Annotated in this window: 15 protein-coding genes; 12 read left to right on the top strand and 3 right to left on the bottom strand. The window is 63.2% G+C overall.

What is annotated here, in order from left to right; genetic code table 11:
• Positions 1-68: 68 nt before the first annotated feature.
• The 3 genes from F3J14_RS13275 (at position 69) to F3J14_RS13265 (ending at position 4,803) form a co-directional block, all read left to right on the top strand.
• The gene (locus tag F3J14_RS13275) at positions 69-953 is read left to right on the top strand and encodes a polysaccharide deacetylase family protein (protein ID WP_166723370.1); all 885 of its coding nucleotides are present in this window, start codon (positions 69-71) and stop codon (positions 951-953) included.
• A 173-nt stretch (positions 954-1,126) separates the two neighbouring features.
• The gene (locus tag F3J14_RS13270; RefSeq protein WP_166723369.1) at positions 1,127-3,469 is read left to right on the top strand and encodes a polysaccharide biosynthesis tyrosine autokinase; all 2,343 of its coding nucleotides are present in this window, start codon (positions 1,127-1,129) and stop codon (positions 3,467-3,469) included.
• 65 nt (positions 3,470-3,534) lie between these two features.
• Complete coding sequence (locus F3J14_RS13265; protein ID WP_166723368.1) at positions 3,535-4,803, top strand: O-antigen ligase family protein; 1,269 nt, start codon at positions 3,535-3,537, stop codon at positions 4,801-4,803.
• On the opposite strand, the gene F3J14_RS13260 is transcribed toward F3J14_RS13265, so the two are convergent.
• A complete protein-coding gene (locus tag F3J14_RS13260; protein WP_166723367.1) occupies positions 4,776-6,209 on the bottom strand; it encodes a hypothetical protein in 1,434 nt (477 codons plus the stop codon). The two genes, F3J14_RS13265 and F3J14_RS13260, sit on opposite strands and share 28 nt — an antisense overlap.
• Positions 6,193-7,437: a glycosyltransferase family 4 protein gene (locus F3J14_RS13255; RefSeq protein WP_166723366.1), complete on the bottom strand. Its 1,245-nt coding sequence runs from the start codon at positions 7,435-7,437 to the stop codon at positions 6,193-6,195. Before F3J14_RS13255 ends, F3J14_RS13260 begins: the two co-directional genes overlap by 17 nt.
• Positions 7,438-8,289: 852 nt before the next feature.
• On the opposite strand from F3J14_RS13255, the gene F3J14_RS13250 reads away from it, so the two are divergent.
• From F3J14_RS13250 to F3J14_RS13235, 4 genes are all read left to right on the top strand, one after another.
• Entirely contained in the window at positions 8,290-9,372 is a 1,083-nt protein-coding gene (locus F3J14_RS13250) for a sugar transferase (protein WP_166723382.1), read from the top strand.
• Positions 9,373-9,436: 64 nt separating this feature from the next.
• Positions 9,437-10,633, top strand: a complete 1,197-nt coding sequence (locus F3J14_RS13245) for a glycosyltransferase family 4 protein (protein WP_166723365.1) — start codon at positions 9,437-9,439, stop codon at positions 10,631-10,633.
• Between the two features lie 111 nt (positions 10,634-10,744).
• A complete protein-coding gene (locus F3J14_RS13240) occupies positions 10,745-12,124 on the top strand; it encodes a lipid II flippase MurJ (protein ID WP_166723364.1) in 1,380 nt (459 codons plus the stop codon).
• Positions 12,125-12,356: 232 nt separating this feature from the next.
• Positions 12,357-13,901, top strand: a complete 1,545-nt coding sequence (locus F3J14_RS13235; protein WP_166723363.1) for a mannose-1-phosphate guanylyltransferase/mannose-6-phosphate isomerase — start codon at positions 12,357-12,359, stop codon at positions 13,899-13,901.
• Between the two features lie 154 nt (positions 13,902-14,055).
• Here the strand turns inward: F3J14_RS13235 and F3J14_RS13230 are convergent, their stop codons facing one another.
• Complete coding sequence (locus F3J14_RS13230) at positions 14,056-14,859, bottom strand: Crp/Fnr family transcriptional regulator (RefSeq protein ID WP_166723362.1); 804 nt, start codon at positions 14,857-14,859, stop codon at positions 14,056-14,058.
• A 730-nt stretch (positions 14,860-15,589) separates the two neighbouring features.
• Between F3J14_RS13230 and F3J14_RS13225 the strand changes: the two genes are divergently transcribed.
• From F3J14_RS13225 to F3J14_RS13205, 5 genes are all read left to right on the top strand, one after another.
• Positions 15,590-16,603 carry a hypothetical protein gene (locus F3J14_RS13225; RefSeq protein ID WP_166723361.1) on the top strand — a complete coding sequence of 338 codons (1,014 nt, stop codon included), beginning with the start codon at positions 15,590-15,592 and terminating at the stop codon, positions 16,601-16,603.
• Positions 16,604-16,939: 336 nt separating this feature from the next.
• Positions 16,940-17,086, top strand: a complete 147-nt coding sequence (locus F3J14_RS13220) for a DUF3096 domain-containing protein (RefSeq protein WP_006751684.1) — start codon at positions 16,940-16,942, stop codon at positions 17,084-17,086.
• Positions 17,087-17,378: 292 nt separating this feature from the next.
• Positions 17,379-18,005 carry a flavin reductase family protein gene (locus F3J14_RS13215; RefSeq protein ID WP_166723360.1) on the top strand — a complete coding sequence of 209 codons (627 nt, stop codon included), beginning with the start codon at positions 17,379-17,381 and terminating at the stop codon, positions 18,003-18,005.
• 400 nt (positions 18,006-18,405) lie between these two features.
• Positions 18,406-19,638: a 3-methyl-2-oxobutanoate dehydrogenase (2-methylpropanoyl-transferring) subunit alpha gene (locus F3J14_RS13210; protein WP_166723359.1), complete on the top strand. Its 1,233-nt coding sequence runs from the start codon at positions 18,406-18,408 to the stop codon at positions 19,636-19,638.
• Between the two features lie 2 nt (positions 19,639-19,640).
• Positions 19,641-20,684: an alpha-ketoacid dehydrogenase subunit beta gene (locus F3J14_RS13205; RefSeq protein WP_166723358.1), complete on the top strand. Its 1,044-nt coding sequence runs from the start codon at positions 19,641-19,643 to the stop codon at positions 20,682-20,684.
• Position 20,685: the final 1 nt, after the last annotated feature.

The raw sequence follows: 20,685 nt of genomic DNA, 5'->3' as shown, positions 1-20,685 counted from the left end.
GCGCAACGTTGTTGAACGGAACCGTTCGAATCGGGTGCTCGAATGCGCAACGACACGGAGAGTCGACGATGATCTCGGGTAAAGCGATATTGAAAGAGATCCTTTCGCGATGTGTAATGATGTTCGGCATCGACCATATGGTTCGCGCTTTGCTATGGCGCGATCGCGTGGCGATCCTGCTCTACCACGACCCCGATCCGGCGACGCTGGATCGACACCTCACCTACCTGAGAACCATATGCGATCTCGTGCCGCTCGACGCACGAGGTTTGCCGGGGAACGGGCGTCCGCGCGCGGCCATCACGCTTGACGATGGACTTGCGGGGAATGCCCGCCTGCTGCCTATCTTCATCAAGCACAAGGTGCGGCCGACGATTTTCCTGTGCAGCCGTATTGTCTGCCGGCCGCGCAGACACTGGTGGTTGCATCCAGCCGCGGAGCGGCTTGGCGTCGAGCGCCTGAAGCGACTCGCGAATGATCAACGCCTCGCCGAGCTACGTGTCCACGGCTATGACCAGGATGGCGACGACGAGCCGACGGGGCTGAGCATGCAACAGCTCGAAGCGATGCGCCCATATGTGGATTTTCAGGCGCATACGCGCTTTCACCCGATACTGACGCGCTGCGGCGATAGCGAATGCAAAGAGGAAATCGTCGAATCCCGGCACGAAGTCGAGGCGTTGACCGGAAACCGTTGCGAACACTTCGCCTATCCGAACGGCAATTACGGCAAGCGGGAAATCAATCTCCTGAAAGCGGCGGGCTACAAGAGCGCGCGAACCTGCGATGTCGGCTGGAACGATCACCGTAGCGACGCGTTTCGTCTGAAAACCATCATCATCGACGATCACGCATCGCTCAGGTGGTTCATCTGCAATTTGACGGGCATCCCGCTGTTTTTGGGTTATCTGCGCAAGGGGGGCGGCTTGCGCGGGCATTTTCCCCAGTTCTGATCCGGCCGCGACCATGTCGATACGCCGGCGCGCCCGCGATATGGAACGTGCAATGTGCGCTGGTGAACATACACGGCGCCAGCCGATGACAGACTACGGATATCGCAAGACGAACAACTGTGGCTTGCAGATATTTCGGATATCGAAAAAGTCGTGCATAAGGAGTCTTCGACATGATTGCTCGACAGCTTGAAATGGGGACGATCGATGCCAGCGATGAAAACGGCGGTTCGTCTCCGAAGGAGATGATGCGTTTCGTCATCGACAACATCTGGACCGTCATCCTTATCACCGCGGCGGTTACGATAGCGGCGAGCCTTTACTGCGTGTTGGCCACGCGCGTTTACTCTGCCGATGCGGTTCTGCAGGTCGATCGATCGAATTCCGGCGGGCTGAGCATCGCTGCGCAGCCGAACCCGCAGACGCAGCAGCCCGCCACGCCGATGGCGCAGCTGAGCCAGACCGAAATACAAATTATCCGCAGCCGCTCGGTGCTGACGCCGATCATCGAGCAATACCGGTTGTTCGTGTCCGTTACGCCGCGTGTCGTGCCGGTGCTCGGCCAGATTGCCGAGCGATTTGCGACGCCCGGCCATCTCGCGGCGCCCTGGCTGGGACTGAGCGACTACGGGTGGGGCGGAGAGCGAGCCGATATTGCCGTCCTGGATGTGCCGCCCAGTCTCGAGAGCAAGGAACTGGAATTGATCGCGCTGCAACATGGCGGCTATCGGCTTGCCGATCCGAATGGGCGTGTGCTGGTGGAAGGGGCGGTGGGCAAGGAAGCGTCCGGCAATGGCGTGCGGATCCTGATTACGCAACTGGTGGCGCGGTCGGGGATGCGCTTTGGGGTCACCCGTTATAACGACATCGACGCCATGCAGCGCTTCTTGCGCGATCTGCGGGTGAGCGAGCAGGGCGCGGATACCGGCCTCATCAAGGTTTCCTACGAGAGTGCCGATCCCGCGCGTGCCACCGCGGTCGCCAACGCTATCGCGCAGAACTACATGGCCTCGCATGTTGCATACCGTCAGGACGAGGCCACCCGGATGCTGGCATTCGTCAACGGCGAGCTGCCGCGCCTGCGTACCGAGATGAAGGTGGCGGAAGACAAGCTCACCCAGCATCAGGCGACGACCGCTTCGCTGCAGCCGGCCAGCGAGAGCCAAGTCTACCTGCAAGGGATCATGGACTTCGACCGACAGATCGCGACGCTCACGATTCAGCGCACGCAAATGCTCGAGCGCTTCACGCCGGAGAGCACGCAAGTCCGGACTATCGATCAGCAGCTCGGCCAGCTCAACATGGCGAAGCGGAATTTCGAGGCCCGCTTTGCCAGCATGCCTGCCGCCGCGCGCCAGTCGGCCGATCTGACACGCGATGCGAAAGTGGCCGAGCAGATCTACGTGGCAATGGTCGGCAAGGCAAACGAGTTGTCGGTCACGCGTGCCGGCACGATCGGCAACGCGCACATCCTCGATGCCGCCGTGCGACCCGCGGCGCCGATCAAGCCGCAGAGCGCCTTCATCATCCCCATCGGCAGCGCGCTGGGGCTCATGTGCGGCGTGCTGTTCGTCACCGTTCCGCGCCGGTTCTCGTCGAAGATCGAAGATCCGGTTGCCGTCGAGCGGCGCTTCCGGCTGTCCGGTCTGGGCGTGATCCCGTTCAGCGAAGAACAGGTCAGGCTCTCGCGTTGCCTGCAGCAGGTCGATGCAATGCAACGCGAGCCGGATACGGGCGGCGATGCGCTGGCTCCCCGGATTCCGGACGGACGTGCAGGCGTCCCGGATGAAGCTGCGCAGCCGATGTGCGACTTGCGCTCCACGCTGCTGGCGATGCGGTGCCCTCAGGATGTCTCGGTCGAGGCGCTGCGCTGCGTGCGCACCGCGGTCGTGAGCGAGATGGCGGACGTGCCCGGCAAGGTGCTGGTGATAACGAGCCCGACGCCGTCGACCGGCAAGAGCTTCGTTGCGTCCAACCTTGCCGTGCTCCTGGCGGAAACGGGCAGTCGGGTGCTGTTGATCGACGCCGACTTGCGGCGCGGCAATCTCGCCGCTCGCTTCGGGCAGCCGCGCACATGCGGTCTTGCCGATCTGCTGGCCGGGCACATCGAAGCACGTCAGGCGATTCGGCCGATCATCGACGACCGGTTGTCGTTCATCTCGACGGGGCCGTATACCGCCAATCCGTCGGTATTGCTGTCGACGCCCCGGATGAACGAATTGCTGCACGAGTTCCGTGCCAGTTTCGACTTCGTCATCGTCGATTCGCCGCCGGTGCTGGCCGTCAGCGATGCGTCGATGGCAGCGCGCAGCGCCGACGCGACGATTCTCGTCCTGCGTGCAAACGTGCAGACCGAGCGCGAGATCGAGGAAACGCTGAGCCGGCTCGAGCGGGCAGGCGCGCGCGTGATCGGCCCGGTGTTCAATGCCGTCGCCATCCGGCGCAGCGACAAGCGCCTTTACCAATACACGACCGCCTATATCGACGACGAGCCGGCCAGGTGGCAAATCACGTAACGACGTCGCCGGCGCCCCGAGGGCGCTGGCGAGAACACGATCCGACACCATTCGAGCTGCTTCCCGTGGTCTACATCACGCTCATCGCGCTGCTTTTCAGCGTCACGAACTTCATCCCGGTCAGTGCGATCGGCTTCGCGCCGATTTGCCTCTGCGCGTGGCGCTTGTTCGACCGGCGCTATCCGCCGTTCGTGACATGTTTATCCGTCTTCGGGCTGTTGGCGTTGGGGTCGACGCTGCTTTACGACCCGCAAGCGTTGCTGTCGTACGATTTCTACCGCCACGACGGCAACTTCTTCGTGTCTTATGCGCCGATTCTTGCCGGTTGCCTGTATTCGCATGAGCTGGATCTCGACAAGGCGCTGAGACGCTTCTTCATGTTTGCCGTTCTCGCGAACCTGCCGCCCTATGCCGTCTATGTCGCGCAAAACGGCCTGTTGGCGATATTTTCGAACGCAAACGACTCGTTCGGCAGCTACTTCATTGCCCGTAACGCCGCCGGCGGTTTCCTCGCGATGCTGTTCTGTCTCGGCCTGTCCTGTTACGTGAAGCGCCCCGACAGGCTCGTGCTCGGGTTGCTCGTCCTCAACGCGATGTTCGTGTTTTCCACCTACAGCCGTGGATCGATGCTGGGGGTGGCGACCGCCATCGCGTACCTGTTGCTGGGCCGCAAGCGTTGGTTGGTGGCGGTGCTGATGGCCGGGGTAGTGGCGTTCTCCTTCGGCGCGGCCTGGAACAACACGCAACCGGCAGTCGACTACATGGCCCACGAGCACACGGTGCGGGATGCGGACGCAAAAACGGCCAATGTGGACGTGCGCTTCGGATGGCTCTGGCCGCGGGCATTGGCGTATTTCGAAGCAAGCCCGATCATCGGGATGGGTGTCGGGTCGTTCGACGACGAAGTGCATGACGTCGTGAACTATTTCGGTGTTGTTGGCCAGCCGCGGGACGTCACCGTGTTCCATACCGATGCGCATGCGCACAATTCCTACCTGCATATCGCCGCGGAGCTGGGCGTGATCGGTCTCGCGCTGATGCTGGCCTTCTATTGGTATCTCGTCAAATGGGCAGTGGAAGGCGCCGCATCGACGCTGCCTGCCCGCCGCAGCAGTGTCGGCGCGTATACGTTCGTCGAGTTGTCGTCGGTGTGCCTGCTCGCGATGGGCGTGACAGAGCACCGCCTGACCACGCCGTCGAATGTCCTGATCCTTGCGCTGGTCGTGTCGTTGCTGCTGTCCTGGCGCGTGCGGCGCGCGGGTGGGGGTGGCAAAAGTGGCGCGTCCCGCGACGCGCGGCGTGGCGCTTACGGCAGCGGCGTCACGACGAGATAGCCAAGACACGGGCACGGTTTGTCGTCGGCGCCGGGCCGCGGCTCCGGTACGTAGAAGCTGATCGAAAGGTGGCCGCCGGCCCAGGACGAGACGAGACGCGGTTCCGGAATCGGCGTGCCCAGGATGGCATCGACGTAATCGATGCGAAACCGGCCCGATGCCGGTGCCGGCAGGCCGTCGACCGAAAGCCATCTGCGCCCGGGCGTACCGCCGACCTGGAACACGATGCGTTCGCCGGAGATCAGCGCGTTGCCCGATAGTTCGGGGCTGAATTCGATCCGGTGATGAAACGGAGCGAGCGGGCCCGACAAGACGGACCTGAGCGTGATCAGCGAGCGCCCGGACGGGTTATAGACGCGGGTCGACCCGCGGTGCGTCAGCCGGTACGGCTCGCTGCCATCCCAGTGATAGATCATCGACACGTACTTGTCGGGGTCGTCCCAATTCCGGTCGAGCGCCCAGGCGGCAAGATCGAAAAAGTACGTTGGCAGGTAATTCGGATTGTCGATGTAGGTATCGCCCATCTCGGTCTGCCACAAGCCGCGCACCTTGCCGGTGGCGACGTAGCGCTGGTAAAGCCGGTCGAGGCTGTCGATGCCGAGATAATGTACGTCGAGATAGTCGACCCAATCGAGCATTCGGGCGTGAGCGGTGGGGCTGGTGTATTCGAGCCAGCGCATGTAGTTGTCGAGGCCGCCCTGGTCGGGCCAGCCGCCGTAGACGACGTACGCGTGATACTTGCGGATGATTCTGGCTGCCGGTATGTGAATCCGCTCGACATAGTCGCGCATCGCGTCGGCGTACGGGCGGGCCAGCGCCGGATTGCGGTTGTTGCCCGGTCCATGCCAGAACGACGCTTGAGGCGAGCCGCCCGAAAGCGGGCCGGCCGCCTCGTTCCAGATCTGGAAGTACTTGACGTTGTACGGCGGTGCCGAATACTTCTTCACGACGGCCTCGACATACCGTTCCCACACCGCGACGTCCTTCGGCGCGGAAAACCCGTCTCCGGGCGCGGACGCATTCCATGTCGGGGTATAGCCGACGAAGAGCAGGGACTTGATGCCGTTGCGGTTGTTGCGCAATATGATCGGTGGCAATTCCAGGCCGTAGCTTGGGCCCGTCCGGTCGATATCGATCCGGCCGTCGTGCGGGCCGGGCTGACCCGGGCCGACGGAATCGCGTCCCCAGCCAAGGCCCATGCGTTGCCAGTACGGAATATCTTCGTCCGAGCTCGGCCATCCATTGGCGCCGATCAGCTCCGTGATTCGGTGTCGCGCCGGCGACGTGCGCGACGCAGGATTCGTTTCGGCGCCGCTCCATGCCGGCAGGGCGTTTCCCAGTACCGCCAGCGCAAACGCAACGCACGCGCCGCGCGCTGCGCGCGTCATTTCAATGGGATGGCACATGGGCGGGCGCTCCGTTCGCGACCGGGTCGCGCGCTTCGGGGGGCAGCTCGGTGTTCGGCTCGCCGAGCGACAAGTGACGCATCACCTCGCCCGCGTAACGCGACTTCATGTACAAGCCAACGTCGTACGACAGCTGCGCGTTCGCGAGATGATCGGCGAGCGCATCCAGTGCTGCCGTGAGGCTGGCCGGGTTCGCCGAATATTTGATCTTGTTGCCGATTTCGTCACCGAAGGTCGACATGCTGCCGAGATCATGAACCAGGATCGGCATGCCGAGCGCGGCCGCTTCGACGATCACCAGCGGTGCGTTCTCGCCGCAAATCGACGGGAGCACCAGTGCGTCGAGCCCGCGCGCACGCGGAAACAGCTCGGCGTGCGGCAGACTGCCCGCGAACGAGACACGTCCTGCGTCGATCAGCGAAGCGTATTGGTTTTCCAGCCGGCGTCTGTCGGGGCCGTCGCCGAAAAGCGTGATCCGCCGCACGCCGTGAAATTGCGTGGCCGCCAGTAGCTCGAGGAACTGGCCAATGCCCTTTTCCGCCGAAATTCGCCCGATGAACGCGAGCTGCAGGCCTGAATCCCGTCGGCCAGCGCGCCGTGGATGACATTCCGGAATCGCAACGGGGTTGGGGAAGAACACGCTGTTCGTGATGCCGCGCCGGCGCAACGCTTCCCGCATGAACACGCTCGGGCACAGGAACAGATCGAAGGCGCTGCGCGGATTGGTAAGCCGGTCCATGGCCAGCCAGTGCATTTTCCTGAGCGTGTCGTAGACGAAGCCGCGCGGGCTGGAGCGTGTCATCAGCGGACGCAGCGTGCCGATATCATCGAGCGCGACCGGCACCACGCGCCCCCGTGGGTAATAGAGCATCAGTGGGTTATGAAACACGAGGTGGTAGTCGTGGCAGGTCAGATAGGTCCTGTAGCCGAACCGCTGCCTGTTTCGCCTGATTACGCCGAAAATCGACGAAGACATGTAGCCGTGATAGTTGTGGATCCAGATGCGATCCGGCATGAACCGCTGAATCGTCTTGTCCAGCGCCAGCGCGGCACGAACGTTCCATACGGGATTGGCGGCCAGGCTGACCTCCGCGACATCGCCCTTGTCGAATTTCTCGACCACGACATCGGGCATCTCCCGCAACGTCTCCACCGACAATCGATAGACCTGCTCGGCCCCGCCGAAGGCATCGTAGTCGTTCACGATCAGCACGCGATTGCTTTGCATAAGAGGCCTCGGAGCGTGCCGTTCCGCCATAGGATCAGGAAGCGATGATTTCGGGCGAATGGCGATGGATGAATGGAATGGCTTCGATCCGGAACGGATCAATTGCGCGTGGTGCCGCTATCGATTCACGAATACGCCGTGGATTTTCTCGATCCATATCTCAGCATGCGGTATGCCAGCAGTGAGAGAAACGAGGCGTGCCAAGGGTAAGCGTGGAGAGGAGGCATTTTTAAATGCCGAATTCGATGAAAAACGTTACAGGAATGAATCGTCAGCGCGTGGAATCAGGGGGTGGGGGGAATCTGTCGTTTCAAGGGGGAAACATAGCGTGGGATGACGGCGCAATCGCTCATTCCATGAGCGTATGAGAAATCAACGCGAACGAATTTCGCCCGCCCGATTCGGTATGAATATTTCAATTAATTGAAACGAGCGTTCCAGAGACGCTTTGCGGAATTACGGTATTCCTTTGTGTGGTTCATAACAGAGCCCGCCTGCTTCCTTCAGTACGATGGGTCATGGGCTTCAGACAGTCGGGTGCCACGCAGTGCAAGCATCCGCCAGCATGATCGCCCGTTCAATATGAATTCGGCAATCCGCAAGGACGCGACCTGATCATCAAGTTCGGCGCGCAATGTCGGTCGTGCAAAGAGGCACGCGATCCACGATCGCGCGTCCAGCAGTGTCACTTGTATCGGGGTGGCGTGCGACAGACGCCGAGTATCGAAGGGACGGGGCCAGCGGCCATTTCCGGTCCTCGATCGGTGCTGTCGTCATAAGCGGAAGGACCGGCTACGTCGGCGGTTTCGCGTCACGACCGTCGCGGTGGCTGCCATGCTGGGGGAAGCTGAAATGCCTGGATATTTCCACAGAGCGATCGACGTCACGTTGATCGTGTTGGGCGCGGTCGGAACGTCCCATGTCGGTATGACCGACATGGGCAGTCCACACCGACTGGATCCCTCGTTGGTCGCATTCGTCGCCGCGCTTGCACTGTCGGTATTCCCCGCTTGCGGAACCTACTCGGCGCGATGCATGAAGTCGCTCGCAAGCGCGATCAGCCGCACGACGCTCGCGTGGTTCGTCGTGCAGATGTGCGGCCTTGTATTGCTGTTCATGATTCATCGCAGCGCGCCTCCGTTGTTGCCATGGTTCATCCACTGGACCCTGGTGAGCGGGATTTCGCTTCTCGTTTCACATACGGCCACCCTCGTCGCATTCTCTGTCGCGCGGCCGGCATGGCTCGGGAATCGGCAGACGGCACATGGTTACGGAATCGGCGGCGCCGCCCCGGCATCGGCCGGCGCAGCGCGCCCGTCCGTGCCGGCGTGGCAGATCGTGAAGCGCTGTTTCGACGTGTTCGGCGGTGCCTTGCTGATCGTCGTGCTGTCGCCGCTGCTGATCACGCTTGCGGTCGTCATATGGTGTGACGGCGGGCCGGTGTTCTACGGACACCTTCGCGTCGGGCAGCATGGCCGCAAATTTCGATGCATGAAGTTCCGCTCGATGGTCGTGAACGCGGACCAGATGCTCAAGCAGCTTCTGGACACGGATCCTCAGGCTCGCGCCGAGTGGGAGAGTGGATTCAAGCTCAAGAACGATGTCCGCGTGACCCGTATCGGCCGCTTTCTGCGCCGCACGAGCCTGGACGAGCTGCCGCAGCTCTGGAACGTGATGCGCGGAGAGATGAGTCTGGTGGGGCCGCGGCCGATCGTCGATGAAGAGCTCGTGCGTTACGGCGCCGACGTCAAGTACTACCTGCAGGTCAGGCCCGGCATGACGGGGCTTTGGCAGGTCAGCGGCCGCAGCAATACCGACTATGCGACGCGCGTGTCGCTGGATGTGGCCTATGTGAGGAACTGGTCGCTCCTTCGGGATGTGGTGATCCTGTTCAGGACGATCAAGGTGGTCGTCAAGGGCCATGGCGCGTACTGATCACCCGGGCGCGATCCTGTCGCCGGGATCGATTACCTCACGCACATACTGAAGAGATGTCGACATGGCTCATGTGACGCAAAGCGATACGACCGTCAGCGATTCGAGGCGCTTCGGCCGGGTGGCGATCGTGCACGACTGGCTGACGACGTATGCCGGATCGGAACGCGTGCTGGAGCAGATCATCCGGATCTGGCCTGACGCGGACTTGTTCAGCATCGTCGACTTCTTCCCCGAAGAGCATCGCGCCGCGCTGGGCGGCAAGCATGCGAAGACCTCGTTCATCCAGCATCTGCCTCGTGCGAGAACGGCTTTTCGCACGTACTTGCCGCTCATGCCCCTGGCCGTCGAACAGTTCGACCTCTCCGCATACGACCTCGTGATTTCGTCGAGCCATGCGGTCGCGAAGGGGGTCATTACCGGGCCCGACCAGGTCCATGTCAGCTATGTGCATTCGCCTATCCGCTACGCGTGGGATCTTCAGCACCAGTACCTGATCCAGGCGGGCGTGACGAAGGGACCGAAGAGCTGGCTCGCACGCAGCGTGCTGCATTACATGCGGATCTGGGATCATCGCACGGCGCATGGTGTCGATGCGTTCATCGCGAACTCGGACTTTATCGGCCGCCGGATTCGCAAGATCTATGGAGTCGGCTCGACCGTCGTCTATCCGCCGGTAGACGTCGAGCGTTTCGACATCGGCACACATCGTGAGGATTTCTATCTGATCGCCTCGCGGATGGTGCCTTACAAGCGTATCCCGCTGATCGTCGAGGCGTTCGCGAGCCTCCCCAATCGACGTCTGATCGTCGTCGGCGACGGGCCCGACTTCAAGCGGGCGAAGGCGCTGGCGGGGCCGAACGTCACCTTGCTCGGGTATCAGCCGACACACGTGTTGATCGACCTGATGCGGCGGACGCGCGCGTTCGTGTTCGCCGCGGAAGAGGATTTCGGCATCACGATCGTGGAGGCGCAGGCCTGCGGCGCGCCGGTCATCGCGTACGGCCGGGGCGGGGCGCTCGAAACGGTCATCGAGTCGCACGATCCGAACTACGGCACGGGCCTGTTTTTCATGCAGCAGAGCGTACCGGCGATCGTCGATGCGATCACGCGCTTCGAAGCGCATGAGCCGATGCGTCCGGAGGTGTGTCGAGGCAATGCGGTTCGCTTTACCGCGGAGCGCTTCAGAACCGAGTTTCTGCGGGTGGTCGACAACGCCATATGCGAGGCGCGCGGGCGATCCGTCGCGGTAGGGAGTTGAGGGCGTGCTGGAGGGCCGCAGGGCACGAACCGCGCGTTCGCGGCGCGACTTTCGCCGGGTACCGGCCGCGCGCGCGATGTTCGCCACACGGTGCATTCGAGGGGGCGTGAATTGATTGCACAGATTGCAGCGTGGCGGAGCCGCCTGTCTCGGGTTCACCCCGACCATCTGCGGATCGCGCGGGGCGCGATCTGGGTTTCGACGTTTGTCTTGCTCGGCAAAGCCGCGGCCGCGCTGCGGGAAATGGCGATCGCCTATCACTACGGCATCAGCCCGGTCGTCGATGCCTACCAGCTCACGTTCAGTCTGATTACATTTCTGCCAGCGGCATTCGTCGTCGGGCTTCAGATCGTGCTGGTGCCCACGCTGGTCGGATTACGCACGCAGCCCGTGGGCGAGCAGGCTCGCTTTCTGGGCGAATTGCAGATGGTGGCGCTGGTGTTCGGTAGCGTCTGCGCAACGGTGTTGCTTGTTGCGTGGCCCTGGCTGCTCGGATTGTTCGAGCGCAACCTGTCCGGCGAGACGCGCGAGATGTCTCGCGCGATGATGATGACGATGAGCCCGATCGGCATCCTGATGATGACGATCTGCGTGTTCGCGGCGCGCCTGCAGGCGCGCGAGCGGCACATCAACACCTTGCTGGAGGCCCTGCCTGCCGTCGTGGTGCTGCTCTTCCTGGTCGTCTCGCAGAAAGGGAGTTCGCCCGCGCCGCTGATGTGGGGCTCGACGATCGGTTTCCTGCTGCAAGCGGCGTGGCTCGGCACGCTGGCGCGCGCGACCGACGGTGTGCAAACCCGATTCTTTTTTTCGCTGCGTTCGCCGCAATGGTCGCGCAACTATCGCACGGTCGGCATGTTCATGCTGTGCCAGCTCGTCTTGAGCCTTGCGGTGCCCCTTGATCAGTATTTCGTCGCGGGCCTGGGCGATGGCGCGATCGCGACGCTCTCCTATTCGAGCCGGTTGATCGCGCTGCTCGAGGGCGTCGGCGCGATGGCCATCGGCCGCGCGACATTGCCGGTGTTCTCGGATATCCAGAGCAGCGGCGAGCCGGCGAGGGCACGCGAGATGGCGCTCAAGTGGTCGTTCCTGATGCTGGGCGTTGGCGTGCTGGTGACGGCGATCGTCTGGCCGCTCGCGCCGTCCGTCATCAAGCTGATTTTTCAACACGGCGCGTTCACGGATGCGGACACGGCCACCGTCGCCCGTCTGGTGCGCTGGACTCTCGTGAAGTTGCCGTTTTATTTCGCACAACTGGTGCTGCTGCAGCTTTTCGCGAGCGAAGGGCGCCTGAAGGCGTTGGCCGGCATGGCCATCGTGTGCTTCATCGTCAAGGCGCTCGCCAATGTCGTGTTGGTCCAATGGCTCGGCATCGTCGGTATCGTGCTCGCATCGGCGGCATCCGCCGCGAGTGCGTTCGCGTACCATCTATCGCTCATGGGTTGGGATCGGCACGTTCGAACGCTGACCAGGAGCGGGAAACGAAAGTCATGATCGTCGCCCATTCTCTGCTCGGCCGCGGCGTGGAGCGGGTGGCGGCGACATGATGAACCGGGCATGTCGCGAATCGAACGTCCAATGTGTCGTTACGCACGGTCTGCGAAATCGACGCGACTTAGAGTGAATGCGTGAAAGGGCGGGCGCGATCGTCCGGAAGGCATCGCGCGTCTGAATGCGCTTCAGTCGCGGGAGACGGCGGCGCGTTCCTCGACAGCGGAGCGATACCATGTCTTCACTGCAAGTAGAGAGGTGCGACATCGACGAAGGCCGGCAGCCGGCGTCCCGTCCGGTCGTCGATCAGTCGACGGCGCCGGCGCGTACGCGGATTCTGCCGGTCATCCTGGCCGGCGGTTCGGGCACACGCCTATGGCCGGTTTCGCGCGAGCATTATCCCAAGCAACTGATCGACGTCGTCGGATCGGATTCGTTGCTGCAAGCCACCGCAAGGCGAATGACCGACCTCCCGGCCGGCTGGCAGGTGTCGGACTCACCTGTCGTCGTGTGCGGCGCCGATCTTCAATTCCTGATTGCCGAGCAACTGCGCGTGGGCGGGATCGACGCGCGGTTCATCGTCGAGCCCGTGCGGCGGGATACCGCGCCCGCGTTGACACTGGCGGCCGCGCTCGCATGCGCCGCCGGCGACGACGCGATCCTGGTCGTCATGCCGTCCGACCAGTTGATCAAGGACACGCCGGCGCTCAAGCGAGCAGTTGCCCTGGCCGCGCGCCATGCGGAGGGGGGAGCGATCGCGACGCTCGGTGTGCCGCCGACCCGCGCCGCGACTGCTTTCGGGTACATCTGCGTCGGTGCCGCGATTGGCGACGGCGCGCACCGGATCGAACGGTTCGTCGAGAAGCCATCGGCGGACCGCGCCGCCGAGTACCTCGCAACGGGCGGCTACTGGTGGAACAGCGGCATCTTCGTGTTGCGCGCGTCGGTCTGGCTCGCGACGTTGCAACGCCTGCAGCCGGACATGCACGAGACGTGTCTTGCTGCGTTCGTCGCAGGCGCGGCCAGCGCCAGCGTCTTCAATCCCGAGCCGGGCGCGTTCGCCCGCGTCGACGCGAACTCGATCGATTATGCGGTCATGGAGCGCCTCGGCATGCCCGAATCGCCGTGCGACGGGGTTGTCGTACCACTGGAAGCCGGCTGGTCGGACCTCGGTTCGTGGGATGGCGTCTGGGACGCGCTCGACAAGGACGATTGCGGCAATGTGGCGCGCGGACGCGTCGTGTTCGAAGGCGCGGCTTCCACGTACGCTCATTCGAACGGACGCCTCGTGGCATGCGTGGGTACCGCCAATATCGTCGTGGTGGAAACGGCCGATGCGGTGCTCGTTGCCGACCGGGCGCACGTGCAGGACGTGAAGCGGCTTGTGGCGCGCATCAAGGCGGAGCGGGCGCCCGAGGCCGATTCGCATCGCAAGGTGCATCGCCCATGGGGCTTCTATGATTCGATCGATCGCGGCGAGCGTTTTCAGGTGAAGCATATTGTCGTATTGCCCGGTGGGCGGCTGTCGTTGCAGATGCATCACCACCGTGCGGAGCATTGGGTCGTCGTGCGTGGCACCGCGCTCGTCACGCGCGGTGACGAGCAGGTGCTGCTCACCGAAAACGAGTCGACCTTCATCCCGGTCGGCGTGCGTCACCGGCTCGAGAATCCGGGTAAAGTCCCGCTCGAGATCATCGAGGTTCAATCGGGCACGTATCTGGGTGAAGACGACATCGTTCGTTTCGACGACAGCTATGGGCGCTGCGACTCGCACGCGTGATGCCGAATGAAGCGCTTGCGACATCCGCCGCATCGGCGGCGCGCGCCTTGGCCTGGTGCCACGCCTGCCGGGCCGTCGGTTTGTCGCGGCACGGTAATGCCGCGCCGACGCGCGTGCGCGGCCCGGCGCATCGCTGCCGCATTTCGCGTGCGGGTTAGAGAGAGGGGCTATGCAACGGGGTGAGTCTGCAAATCGCTTCGCCCTCCGGCCGCTCAAGCGTACCTGCCTCGGGCAGGGCCGGGCGGTGCCGATGCGGCAACAAGCGGTCGAACTCCCGCTTGACGAGGCCATAGCATTCGCAGGCGCTCGCTTCGAGACCGTGGCGGTCCAGCACCCGAATATGGCCGCGGCTATGGAGGATGAGGCCTTCGCGATGCAGCTTCCCGGCCGCTTCGGTGACGCCCTCGCGCCGCACGCCCAGCATTTCCGAGATCAGTTGCTGGGTGACCGCCAGTTCGTACGAATCGACTCGGTCGACCTCGATCAGCAGCCACCGGCAAAGTTGCTTGTTCAATGAATGGTGCCGGTTGCACGCGGCCATCTGCGCGATCTGGGTAAGCAGTGCGTGCATATAGAGCAGCATCAGGCGCTGCATGCGTTCGGATCGCGCGAAATGGAGCTTGAGCGCCTGCGCGCTCATCCGATACGCGAAGCCGGCGTACTGCACCTGGACGCGGTTCGGCATCGCTTCTCCGCCGGTCAGGACGGGCACGCCGGTCATGCCCTCGCGGCCGACTGCGGCAACCTCGACGGAGCCGCCGTTTTCCATCATGTAGAGTAGGGAGATGACCGCCGTGGTCGGGAAGTACACGTGATGGATCCGCTGCCCCGAGTCATATAGCAACTGTTCCGCGCGCAAACGAACGAGTTCGAGGTGCGGTGCGAGCGCCTGCCATTCATCGTATGGCAGTGCGCTGAGGAGGTGGTTGCCGTGAAGATCCGATTGCAGGGCCAACATGTCAAGTTCTCCAGCCGTAGCCGCATGTGACGCAGCTTGTTGCATCCACATCCGGTTTGCACGGCTAGCCCTGATCTGCCGGATGACCAGCGAGCAGGGGCAATACCGGCGTGTCGATTCAAGGCTATGCGCTCAGATGCAGATGCTGAATTTATTGAGCAACTGACAACATTTAAAGCTAGAAACATGCCAACCGAGCGGAAAGTGAGCGCTGATATGGTGCAACGAGTCGTCAGTGCGAGCGCTTGCGGAAAATGCGTACATCGACGATTGAGATACGTTTCAATTTCGAACGCCGCTTTCCGGCGAGCGGCGCGGCGGTCTTCCCAATGGTTCAACCGAGGTGCTTGATTGGATTGGGTTTTCATGTAGGCGAAGCCGGGGGCACGTCCGCTGCGCAACGCACGTCAGGCGGTTGCATGTGCAGCGAATCGACGTCCGGCCGAGATCGAATTGTTTCAGAAGTGTTCACGGTGCTTTCCGTATGGCGGACCGCAAGAGATCGCTGAACGTCAGCCTCTCTCGCGGGTTTTTGTTTTCATGGCGTTCCGTTGGTGCGTTCGTGGCCACCTTGCTAGGCGATACCCCCAATGCCTTTCACCGATGCCTCAACGCACACTGGTTCTCGTCGCTCGAGGAGCGCTAGCGGCCCCGTCCAGTACCAGATTCGATTCGCGTGAGGTTCGTTCAACCGTCCAGCATCCGGGTTCAGCTCAGGTGGGGAGGCCAAATGGGACAGTGCCGTCGCATCTATTCACGTTTCGTCGTCACTAGCTCGATCGCCGGTCTGGCGATTCTGGCAGGCGTTGGCCACGCGCACGCCGAGGACAGTCCAGCGAGCTCACCGACCGCGTTCAAGCCATCGGAAAGAACGATCAACGCTTATGCGGTGTATGGCGACGGACGCGCGACCGAGGGCGGCGACATGCATTGGCGTGCCTACGAAGTCGGCTTCGGCGACGTCTTGAACGACTACTTCTCGATCTACCTCGCCTATTTGAACGAGGGGCATCCGGTGGATCACCACCGTGACGGCTTCGCCGCGCTGGGTTCGTTTCGTTGGCCGCTCGGCAATCGCGTGTCGGTCGAATTGTCGGCGGGGCCGTATTTCAGCATCGACACGACCCATGTCGACAACCAGGCGCGCAATGAAAAGCGCTGGGGCGTGCGCGCGTCAGCAGCCGTGCGGTATTACGTCGTTCCCGACCGCTTCTTCCTCAAGCTGCAGTACAACCACGTCCAGATGATTGGCGGATTCAATTCCGACGCGGTGCTGTTCGGCATCGGTTCGGATTTTGGCGGTGATCCGGGCCCGGCGTTTTCAGATGGCAAGACGCAGGTTAGCGTTTGGGCCGGGACGTCGCAGACGAACCGTCCGCAAGTGCCGATCGAAAAGGGCTATATGGTCGAAGTCAAGCGGCCGCTTGGCAATGCGTGGGCCTATTCGGCGAGCTTCGTCTACGAAGGCAACAATGGCGTCGCCGGCCGACGAGGTGTGGCAGCACAACTCTGGTACGTCGCGCCGATCAAGAGCAAATGGACGCTTTCGGCAGGTGCCGGTCCGTATCTCTCGCACGATCGGGACGAAGTCTCAAGCAAAACCAGAGTCAATGCGTTGCTCAGCGCGCAAGTGAGTTATCAGGTCACGAATGATTGGGCGGCGAGCTTGCGCTTCAATCGTGTCGCAACCGGCAACGACAAGGACCAGGACATGTTCATGGTCGGCTTGGCACGCAATTTCTAGGGCTTCATTCTCACGAGCATTCTCGCGGCGCAACTTGAAATTCATGAGCGGTGCGGCACAAGCGTGGCACCTCGAGTGATGTCGCCGGATTCCAGCGTGCCGGCGGGACCGGCAACACGCGCGGAGGGCAGGCACGAAAATCGCTGCGACATGCAAACAAACGTTGCACTGACAACCGGTCGGGGTTCCGGTTGCCTGCGTCGGTAAAAATCTCCCACCCATCACGGAATCGCATGCAGCGTTGAAAGGGAGCGGCTACGAAGCACAGGGTCGTGCAATACGGTTTCGAGGCGCTCCAGTTGGCGATTTCGCGATCTATTGTTAAGGGGCAACGCCATGCACGTATTCACTAATTTGAGCCCATTGGTCTCGCTCATTGCTGGGATTCTGATTCTGGTGGTGCCGCGCCTGCTGAATTACATCGTTGCGATCTACCTGATCATCATAGGATTGCTCGGACTTTTCGCAGGACATATACACTGACGAGCCCTGTTCCGCCTCCGTCCCGGTTCAACGGCCACCGATCGCTTCAATGCGATTCAATGAAGATTTGAAAAAACCGCGAGAACATGAATGAAGCGCTCGCGGTTTTTTTATTTTGCGTGGCGCATGCATTGGCGCTGCAACGTCGCTCGCGACTGCGCCTTTACTGCAACGAAACCGACCCCATGTGATACTTGCCGCGCACATCGCACCGCACACCGTTGCCGCCCTCGGCAGACGCGCGCCGGTCGATGGACTTCAACGCAGTTTGCCTGCCTCGACACCACCCGCCATGACCGACTCGAGCCATCACTATTACGAACCGTCGCAAGGCCACGGCCTCCCGCATGATCCGCTGAACGCCATCGTGGGCCCGCGCCCGATCGGCTGGATCTCTTCCCGCGGCAGCGACGGCACGATCAACCTCGCGCCGTACAGCTTCTTCAACGCATTCAACTATCGTCCGCCGATCATCGGCTTTTCGAGCACGGCCGCGAAGGACAGCCTGCGCAACGTGCAGGAGACCGGCGAGTTCGTCTGGAACCTCGCGACGCGCGATCTCGCCGACAGGATGAACCAGACCTGTGCGGCCGTGCCGTACGGCGTCGATGAATTCGAACTCGGCGGCCTGACCGCGATCCCGTCGCGCCTCGTCAATGTGCCGCGCGTCGCGGAAAGCGGCGTCAACTTCGAATGCAAGGTGACCGACGTGATCCCGCTGCGCGATCACCATGGCGTCGACACGCCGGCCACGCTGGTGCTGGGTGAGGTCGTCGCCGTGCATATTCGCCACGCCCTGCTGAAGGACGGCATCTTCGACACGTTCGGCGCGGGCATCATTCTTCGCGCGGGCGGCCCGTCGGCCTACGTGCACGTCAAGCCCGACAGCCGCTTCGACATCGCGCGCCCCGACGCGTAACGCATCGCGCCGGCACGACCCGGCAAGCGGGCGCGCCAGCGCCCGGACCCACCGAGACCCCGCCGAGATCCTGGATTTCGCGGGGTCTCGTACTTCGTATCGTCCGACATGACCGACACGCAGCGACCGGTGCGGCCTCGATTCGCAAGCTCCCCGGCCGTTGACGCATCGCAGCACACGCGGCTTTCATTCACCGCGCCGGCGGCCCCGATCGCCCGCCGGCGCCCGCCATGGCAAATCTGCTCACCGCAATCGAGCGGCTTGGTCATCGACGTCCCGCGCCGGGAGGCATAGATTTCCAAGGTTGGCGTGCTTATCCGTGCGCCAGCCCGCGCGTGAGCCGGCAACCGGCCGCGCGTTTCCAACAGCGTGAGACACAATCGAGCGTGGAGACGACACGATGAGCCTGTCAGAGCCATTGCGTCTGCATGTGCCGGAGCCCACCGGGCGTCCGGGCTGCAAGACGGATTTTTCCTATCTGCATCTATCGCCGGCCGGCGCGGTTCGCCGCCCGCCGATCGACGTAGCCCCCGCGGACACCGCCCATCTCGCCCGCAGCCTCGTGCGTGTGCTCGACGACCACGGCGCAGCCCTCGGCCCGTGGGCGCCGGACCTCGACGATGCGCGCCTGATCGCCGGGATGCGCGCGATGCTGAAGACCCGCATCTTCGACGCGCGCATGATGATCGCGCAGCGTCAGAAGAAAATCTCCTTCTACATGTTGAGCCTCGGCGAAGAGGCGATCGGCACCGCGCACGCGATGGCGCTGCGTCACGGCGACATGTGCTTCCCGACCTACCGCCAGCAAAGCATCCTGATCGCGCGGAACGTGCCGCTCGAACGGATGATCTGCCAGCTGATGTCGAACGAAGGCGACCCGCTGAAGGGGCGCCAGCTCCCGGTGATGTACTCGGACCGCGAAGCCGGCTTCTTCTCGATCTCCGGCAATCTCGCGACGCAGTTCATCCAGGCGGTCGGCTGGGCGATGGCGTCGGCGATCAAGGGCGACACGAAGATTGCGTCCGCCTGGATCGGCGACGGCGCGACCGCGGAAGCCGACTTCCACACCGCGCTGACGTTCGCGCACGTGTATCGCGCGCCGGTCGTGCTGAACGTCGTCAACAACCAGTGGGCGATCTCGACGTTCCAGGCGATCGCGGGCGGCGAGGGGACCACCTTCGCCGGGCGCGGCGTCGGCTGCGGCATCGCTTCGCTGCGCGTCGACGGCAACGACTTCCTCGCGATCTACGCGGCCTCGACCTGGGCCGCCGAACGCGCGCGCCGCAATCTCGGCCCGACGCTGATCGAATGGGTCACCTACCGCGCGGGCGCGCATTCGACGTCGGACGATCCGACGAAATACCGGCCGAGCGACGACTGGGCCCATTTCCCGCTCGGCGATCCGATCGCCCGCTTCAAGCAGCACCTGATCGCGAAAGGCATCTGGTCGGACAGCGCGCACGATGCGCTCACGGCCGAGCTGGAAGCCGAAGTGATCGCCGCGCAGAAGGAAGCGGAGAAGTTCGGGACGCTGGCCGACGACCGGATTCCGTCGCCGGCCTCGATGTTCGACGATGTGTACAAGGAGCTGCCCGCGCACCTGCGCCGTCAGCGCCAGGAACTGGGAGCGTGATCATGGCGCAACATGAAACGACGACGGCATCGGAGCAGCCGATGACGATGATCCAGGCGCTGCGCTCGGCGATGGACGTGATGCTCGAGCGTGACGACGACGTGGTCGTGTTCGGGCAGGACGTCGGCTACTTCGGCGGCGTGTTCCGCTGCACCGAAGGGCTGCAGGCCAAGTACGGCAAGTCGCGCGTGTTCGATGCGCCGATCTCGGAAGGCGGGATCGTCGGCGCGGCGGTCGGGATGGGCGCGTATGGATTGCGGCCGGTCTGCGAGATCCAGTTCGCGGACTACTTCTACCCGGCGTCCGACCAGATCGTGTCGGAAGGCGCACGGCTGCGCTATCGCTCCGCGGGCCAGTTCACCGCGCCGATGACGATCCGGATGCCGTGCGGCGGCGGCATCTACGGCGGCCAGACGCACAGCCAGAGCCCGGAAGCGATGTTCACGCAGGTCTGCGGACTGCGCACGGTGATGCCGTCGAATCCGTACGACGCGAAAGGGCTGCTGATCGCGTCGATCGAGAACGACGATCCGGTGATCTTCCTCGAGCCGAAACGCCTGTACAACGGGCCGTTCGACGGCCATCACGAGCGTCCGGTCACGTCGTGGCTCAAGCATCCGGGCAGCGCGGTGCCGGACGGCTATTACACGGTGCCGCTCGATACGGCGGCCGTCGTGCGGCCCGGCAACGACTTGACGGTGCTGACGTACGGCACGACCGTCCACGTGTCGCTCGCCGCGGCCGAGGAGACCGGCATCGATGCGGAAGTGATCGATCTGCGCACGCTGTGGCCGGTCGACCTCGACACGATCGTCGCGTCGGTGCGCAAGACCGGCCGCTGCGTGGTGGTGCACGAAGCGACGCGCACCTGCGGCTACGGCGCGGAACTGGTATCGCTCGTCCAGGAGCACTGCTTCTATCATCTGGAAGCACCGGTCGAGCGGACGACGGGCTGGGACACGCCGTATCCGCACGCGCAGGAATGGGCATATTTCCCCGGCCCGGCCCGGGTTGGCGAAGCATTGCGACGCGTGATGGAGGCCTGAG

It is taken from the genome of Burkholderia sp. Tr-862 (assembly GCF_011753085.1).
In the GTDB taxonomy this organism is placed as follows: domain Bacteria; phylum Pseudomonadota; class Gammaproteobacteria; order Burkholderiales; family Burkholderiaceae; genus Burkholderia; species Burkholderia ambifaria.
The sequence above is the reverse complement of the archived record's forward strand: the minus strand, read 5'-3'. Positions and strand labels throughout refer to the sequence as shown.